This is a genomic window from Cupriavidus sp. GA3-3 (genome assembly GCF_000389805.1).
Lineage (GTDB): Bacteria > Pseudomonadota > Gammaproteobacteria > Burkholderiales > Burkholderiaceae > Cupriavidus > Cupriavidus necator_D.
This window is the reverse complement of record NZ_KB944460.1, coordinates 576093-582092: the sequence shown is the minus strand read 5'-3', so window position 1 is coordinate 582092 and position 6000 is coordinate 576093. Positions and strand designations below refer to the sequence as shown.

Below are 6000 nucleotides of genomic sequence, written 5' to 3'. Positions count from 1 at the left end.
CAGCGCCAGTCCGAAGCCCAGCAGCAGCGGCAGATGCAGGAATCGCGGCAACGCCAGGCGCAAGACATCCAGCGCCAGCAGATGGAGCAGCAGCGCCAGTCCGAAGCCCAGCAGCAGCGGCAGATGCAGGAATCGCGGCAACGCCAGGCGCAAGACATCCAGCGCCAGCAGATGGAGCAGCAGCGCCAGTCCGAAGCCCAGCAGCAGCGGCAGATGCAGGAATCGCGGCAACGCCAGGCGCAAGACATCCAGCGCCAGCAGATGGAGCAGCAGCGCCAGTCCGAAGCCCAGCAACGCCAGGCCGCCGACCAGCAGCGCCAGCAGGCGGAGCGCCAGCGCCAGATGGCCGAGCAGCAGCGGCAGGGCCAGGAGATGCAGCGCCAGCGTTTCGAGCAGCAGCGGCAAATGCAGGAGGCGCAGCAGCGGCAGGCCGAGGCGGCCCAGCGCCAGCAGATGACACAGCAACGCCAGATGCAGGAGCAGCAGCGGCAGATGCAGGAGCAGCAACGGCAGATGCAGGAGCAGCAACGGCAGATGCAGGAGCAGCAACGGCAGCAGGCCATGCAGCGCCAGCAGGCGGAACAGCAGCAGCGCCACATGCAGGAGCAGCAGCGTGCCGCGCAGGAGCAGCAACGTGCAATGCAGGAGCAGCAGCGGCACCAGCAGGACCAGCAACGGCAGATGCAGGAGCGCCAGCGGCAGCAGATGGAGCAGCAGCGCCAGCAGCAGCAACAGCGCGCCCAGAACTAACGCGGCCAGATGGAGGCGCGCAACGGGCGCGACGGCGATCGCCGGCAGTAGCACGGCCCGCTTGACGGAGCCCGGAAGGCAGAAACCCCGGCAGGCCTCGCGGCCTGCCGGGGTTTGTTCTTGCGCGGTGCCGCGCGGGCGCCGCCGCGGCCTGGCTTACTTCGCCAGCTCCGACAGCCGGACCTGCGAAATCTTGCCGTTCTGCACCCAGCCGACGATGGTGTCGGCCATCGAACCGCCCTTGGCGTCGATGCCGTCGACTTCGTTGGGGTTGACCTCCTTGGCCAGGCCCTTGACCGCGTCGGGCATCTTCGCCCGGATCGCTGCCGCGTCGCTGGTGGTGCCGGCCAGCTTCATCGCACCGGCCAGCGCGTACACCATGGTGTAGTTCAGCGACATCTCGGTGGTGGCATCGCGCCCGTCATGCAGCTTCTTGTACTTGGCGTTGAAGTTCTGCGCGGCGGGGCGGCTGTCGTTGACCAGCGGCAGCACGCCGATGGAACCCTCGAGCATGCCCAGGCCGTTGGTGACCTTGGCCATCTCGTCCATCTTGGCCTGGTCCATCACGATAAAGCCGCCCTTGAAGCCCAGTTCGCGCGCCTGCTTGACCACCAGTGCGGTCGGTTCCGACGGGCCGCCGACGAACATCACGTCCGGCTTCTCGCTCATCGCGCGCGACACGCCGCTGTAGAAGTCCGTGGCCTTGGTGTACGACATCGGGTTGTTGGCCACCACCTTGCCGCCGGCCGATTCCCACGCCGGCACGAAGGCCTGCACCCAGGCCTTGGCGTAGTCGTGGTCGGCCGGGGCCAGCGCCACGTTCTTGCCGTAGCGCTTCATCTGTGCCTTGACGAAGGGCTCGATATAGCCCGTGTACGCGGGCGGGATGCGGATGGTCAGCTTGTTGCCGGCGTCGGTGATGCGCGGCACGCTGGAGTAGGCCATCACCAGGAATTTCTCCTGCTCATTGAAGGCCTGCAGCGCGAAGATGCCGCCCGAATGCGGGACGAACACCGCCGGGGTCTTGTGCTGCTGCACCAGGCGGCGGCCGTTGATGGCGGCCTCGGCGGGCGAGTACTTGTCGTCCAGCGCCACCACCTCCAGCTTGACCTTCTTGCCCTTGACTTCCAGGCCGGATGCATTGATCTCGTCCACCGCCATCTGCACGCCCGACAGCACGTTCTTGCCATACAGCGCGGCGCCGCCGGACAGCGGGCCGGTATAGCCGATCTTGACCACTTCCTGCGCCAATGCGGCGCCAGAGGCCAGCATGGCGGCCACGGCGGTGGCGGCCAGCGGGAAGATACGGCGCATGATGTTGCTTTGCATTGCTATGTCTCCTGAAAGTACTGCGCTTGCTAGGTCTGGTTGTGTTTTGCTGTCGCGAGGCCGGCTCCTCTGAACCTACCCCCCGATATACGCCTTCCGAATCCCCTCATCCTTCAGCAACGTATCCCGATCCCCCTCCATCACGATGCGCCCGCTCTCGATCACATAGGCGCGATGCGCGATGCCCAGCGCCGCGTAGGCGTTCTGCTCGGCCAGCAGCACGGTGGTGCCGGCACGGTTGATGCGCTGGATGATCTCGAACATCTGCTTGACCACCAGCGGCGCCAGCCCCAGCGACGGCTCGTCCAGCAACAGCGCGCGCGGGCGGCTCATCAGGGCGCGGCCCAGCGCCACCATCTGCTGCTGCCCGCCGGACAGCGAGCCGGCCGGGTCGTCCTTCTTCTGCCGCAGGATCGGGAACAGTTCATAGACCTCTTCCAGCGTCTTGCGGATGCCCGCACCATCGCGCCGGTGCACGTAGGCGCCCAGCACCAGGTTCTTCTCCACGCTCATCGCCGGGAACAGCTTGCGGCCCTCCGGGCAGTGCACCAGCCCGGCCTGCACGATCTGCGACGGCTTCATGCCCGACAGCTCGCGCCCATCGAAGCGCATGCTGCCACCGCTGATGCGGTGGATCGCGCTCATCGCCAGGAAGATCGAGCTCTTGCCGGCGCCGTTGGCGCCCAGCAGCACCACCAGCTCGCCGGCGCCGGCGTGCAGGGTGATGTTGTCGAGGGCGCGGAAGCTGCCGTACGACAGCGAGACGCGTTCAAGCTGCAACATGGTCGGCTCCCAGGTAGGCCTCGATGACATGCGGATCCTGCTGGATCTGCGCGGGCGTGCCTTCGGCAATCTTCTCGCCGTAGTTCAGCACCATGATCTTGTCTGCCAGGCGCATGATCATGTCCATCTTGTGTTCGATCAGGCAGACCGTCTTGCCATGGCGCACCATCTTGCGGATCAGCTCGGCCAGGCCCACGGTCTCTTCCGGGTTCACGCCGCCAGCGGGTTCGTCGAGCAGCAGCAGTTCCGGGTCGGTCGCCAGCGCCAGCGCAAAGGCCACCCGTTTGCGCGCCTCTTGCGTGATATCGGCGGCGACCTCATGCGCCAGGTGCGACAGCCCGACGAAGTCCAGCGCCGCTTCGGCCTTGTCGCGGCACAAACGCTCTTCCTCGCGCAGGCGGCGCGTGCTGAACAGCACGTCGCGCAGGCCCGAGTGGGTGCGCAGGCGGTGGCCGACGATCAGGTTGTCGAGCACCGTGGCGCGGTCGAACAGCGCCGTGGCCTGGAAGGTGCGGGCCACGCCCAGGCGCGCGATCTGGTCGGCGCGCAGGCCGGCCACGTCCTGGCCCTTGAACAGGATCTGGCCGGAGCTGGGCGCATGCGTGCCCGCCACCAGGTTGAAGAAGGTGGTCTTGCCAGCGCCGTTGGGGCCGATGATGGCGTTGATATGGCCTGGCTCGAAGGTCACCGAGACATCGTGCACCGCGGTCAGGCCGCCGAATTTCTTGGTCAGGTTGCGGATCTCAAGCATGGTCGGCTCCGGCGCGGGTGGTCGGGACAGCGGTGACGGGTTGTGCAGGGAACTGCGCCGCCAGCTTGCCGCGCCGTTCGGCCGCGGCCTTGCGTGCCTGCTTCTTCAGCCAGGAACCCACGATGCCGTCCGGCACGAAGATGATCAGCAGGATCAGCACCGGGCCGAACACCAGCATGCGGTAGTCCTGCATGAACTGCAGCGACTGCGTGATCCACGGCACCAGCACCGCGCCCAGCAGCGGCCCGAAGATGGTGCCGATGCCGCCTACCAGCATCGACATCACCATCTCGAAGGTCAGGTCGGTGCGCGCGATATCCGGCCCCAGGAAGCGCACCTGCCCGGCGTACAGCGCACCGGCAAAGCCGGCGTAGCCCACCGACAGCACGAACGACAGCACCTTGGTGCGCATCAGGTTGATGCCCAGGGCCTCGGCCAGGGCGTCGCTGTTGCGAACCGCCATGAAACTGCGGCCCAGCAGCGAGGTGACGATGCGGTGCATCAGGAAGGTGCCGACCGCCAGGAAGAACAGCACCAGGTAGTACTGCGCCTGCACGCTGTCGAAGCTGAGCGGCCCGATCGCGGCCGGCACCGGGATTCCGATCAGGCCCACCGTGCCATGCGTCAGGCTTTCCCACTTCTCGATCAGCAGGTAGATGATGTAGCCCACGCACATGGTGAAGATCGAGAAGTAATGGCCCTTCAGCCGCAGCGACACCACGCCGACCACATAGCCCAGCACCATGCAGACCACGCCGGCCAGCACGAAGGCCAGCCAGAACGGCACCTGGTGGTCCACCGTCAGGATGCCCAGCGTATAGGCGCCGATGGCCATGAAGCCGCCATGGGCCAGGTTCAGTTGCCCGGTGTAGCCGGTGATCAGGTTCAGCCCGAGCGTGGCGATGGCATAGATGAAGGCCAGCGTCATCACGGTCAGGTAGTAGCTGTTGGGCGTGATCAGCGGGAAGGCGATGGCCAGCGCCAGCAGCAGCGTCCAGCCGGTTTTTCCTTGCAGTGCTTTCATTGTGTTGTGCTCCTCAGGCCGTCTTGCCGGCAAACAGGCCCTGCGGCCGGATCGACAGGATCACCACCAGCAGCACGAAGGCGATGATGTCCTTGTAGTCGGTGGAAACGTAGAAGCCGCCGAAGCTCTCGGCCATGCCGATGATCAGCCCGCCGACGATGGCCCCGGGGATGCTGCCCATGCCGCCCAGGATGATGATGACGAAGGCCTTGGTGATCACCAGGTTGCCCATGCTGGGGTAGACCAGGTTGATCGGGGCGTAGAGCGTGGCGGCGATTGCGGCAAGCGCGCCGGAGATGGCAAACACCAGCAGCGTCACGCGGGTGGCGTCGATGCCGACCAGTGCGGCGCCTTCGCGGTTCTGCGCCATGGCCATGATGGTGGCGCCGGTCATGGTGCGCGTCAGGAACAGGTGCAGCAGCACCATCAGCGCAAAGGCGGCGCCGATGATCAGCAGGCGCTGCAGCGGCGCGGTCAGCCCGAACACGTCGACGATCTGGCCATAGGGCGTGGGCATGCGGTGGAAGTCCGCGCCCCACAGCGCCTGCGCCCCGGCTTCCAGGAACAGCAGGATGCCGATCGCGGCGATCATGTCGTGCAGCTCGGGCGAGTTGCGCAGCGGGTGGAACACCAGCCGGTCGGCAGCCATCGACAATACGGCCACCACCAGCGCCGCGCCAAGCATCGCCAGCCAGTAGTTCACGCCCAGCGATGTCATCAGGAAGTACGACACATAGGCGCCAGCCATGTAGAAGGCGCCATGCGCGAAGTTGGGCACGTGCAGGATGCCGTAGACCAGCGTCAGGCCAAGCGCCACCAGGCTGTAGACGCCTCCCAGCGTCAGGCCGTTCAGGAACTGTTGAAGGAACAATGCCACAGGGGTACCTCGTGCGGTTCGGGAAACCAGGCACGCAGCGGCAAAGGCCGTGCGTGTTCCGTCGCGGCGGCGCCAGGCGCGGCCACGGTCAGGAAGTCGGGGGTGGAACTCAGGCGGGCGGCAGCGCCGGCTCGCGCGCTGTGATGCGCGGGCGGGATGGCCTGGCCCAGGGCGCGCCGTGGCGCTCACGGTGCGGGTGTGCAGATGCGTGTTGCAGGTACTGCATGGTTGTCTCCTGTGCGATGCGGCACGCTGGCCGCCCGGCAAGCCGGGGCACCTGGCCGCGTCGGCGTGGACGGCGGCGTTGCGACCCGGTGACGAGGTGTCGGGAGTATTCCCGCACGATCGTTCGTTTTCACCGACTTTTGCATAGGCGTCGCGGCATCGTCAAGGAAAGCGGCGGAGTATTCCGCACCGCGAAATAGCAGTCGGCGCGTCTCCGGGTAAGCCCGGAGGCTTGCCCCGCCATCCATCGACAAGGCCGAT

At 66.6% G+C, this 6000-nt stretch carries 6 protein-coding genes; all 6 read right to left on the bottom strand.

What is annotated here, in order from left to right:
- Nucleotides 1-804, bottom strand: an 804-nt coding sequence (locus C265_RS33140) for a hypothetical protein (RefSeq protein WP_010812717.1), incomplete at its 3' end; no start/stop codon positions are given.
- 102 nt (nt 805-906) lie between these two features.
- Nucleotides 907-2079, bottom strand: a complete 1173-nt coding sequence (locus tag C265_RS02665; protein WP_010812718.1) for an ABC transporter substrate-binding protein — start codon at nt 2077-2079, stop codon at nt 907-909.
- A gap of 75 nt (nt 2080-2154) precedes the next feature.
- The gene (locus tag C265_RS02660; protein WP_010812719.1) at nt 2155-2862 is read right to left on the bottom strand and encodes an ABC transporter ATP-binding protein; all 708 of its coding nucleotides are present in this window, start codon (nt 2860-2862) and stop codon (nt 2155-2157) included.
- The gene (locus C265_RS02655) at nt 2849-3613 is read right to left on the bottom strand and encodes an ABC transporter ATP-binding protein (protein WP_010812720.1); all 765 of its coding nucleotides are present in this window, start codon (nt 3611-3613) and stop codon (nt 2849-2851) included. The genes C265_RS02660 and C265_RS02655 overlap by 14 nt, the downstream gene beginning before the upstream one ends.
- Nucleotides 3606-4637, bottom strand: coding sequence for a branched-chain amino acid ABC transporter permease (locus C265_RS02650; RefSeq protein ID WP_010812721.1), 1032 nt, complete (start codon nt 4635-4637; stop codon nt 3606-3608). Before C265_RS02650 ends, C265_RS02655 begins: the two co-directional genes overlap by 8 nt.
- Before the next feature lie 13 nt (nt 4638-4650).
- A complete protein-coding gene (locus C265_RS02645) occupies nt 4651-5514 on the bottom strand; it encodes a branched-chain amino acid ABC transporter permease (RefSeq protein WP_010812722.1) in 864 nt (287 codons plus the stop codon).
- Nucleotides 5515-6000 lie beyond the last annotated feature (486 nt).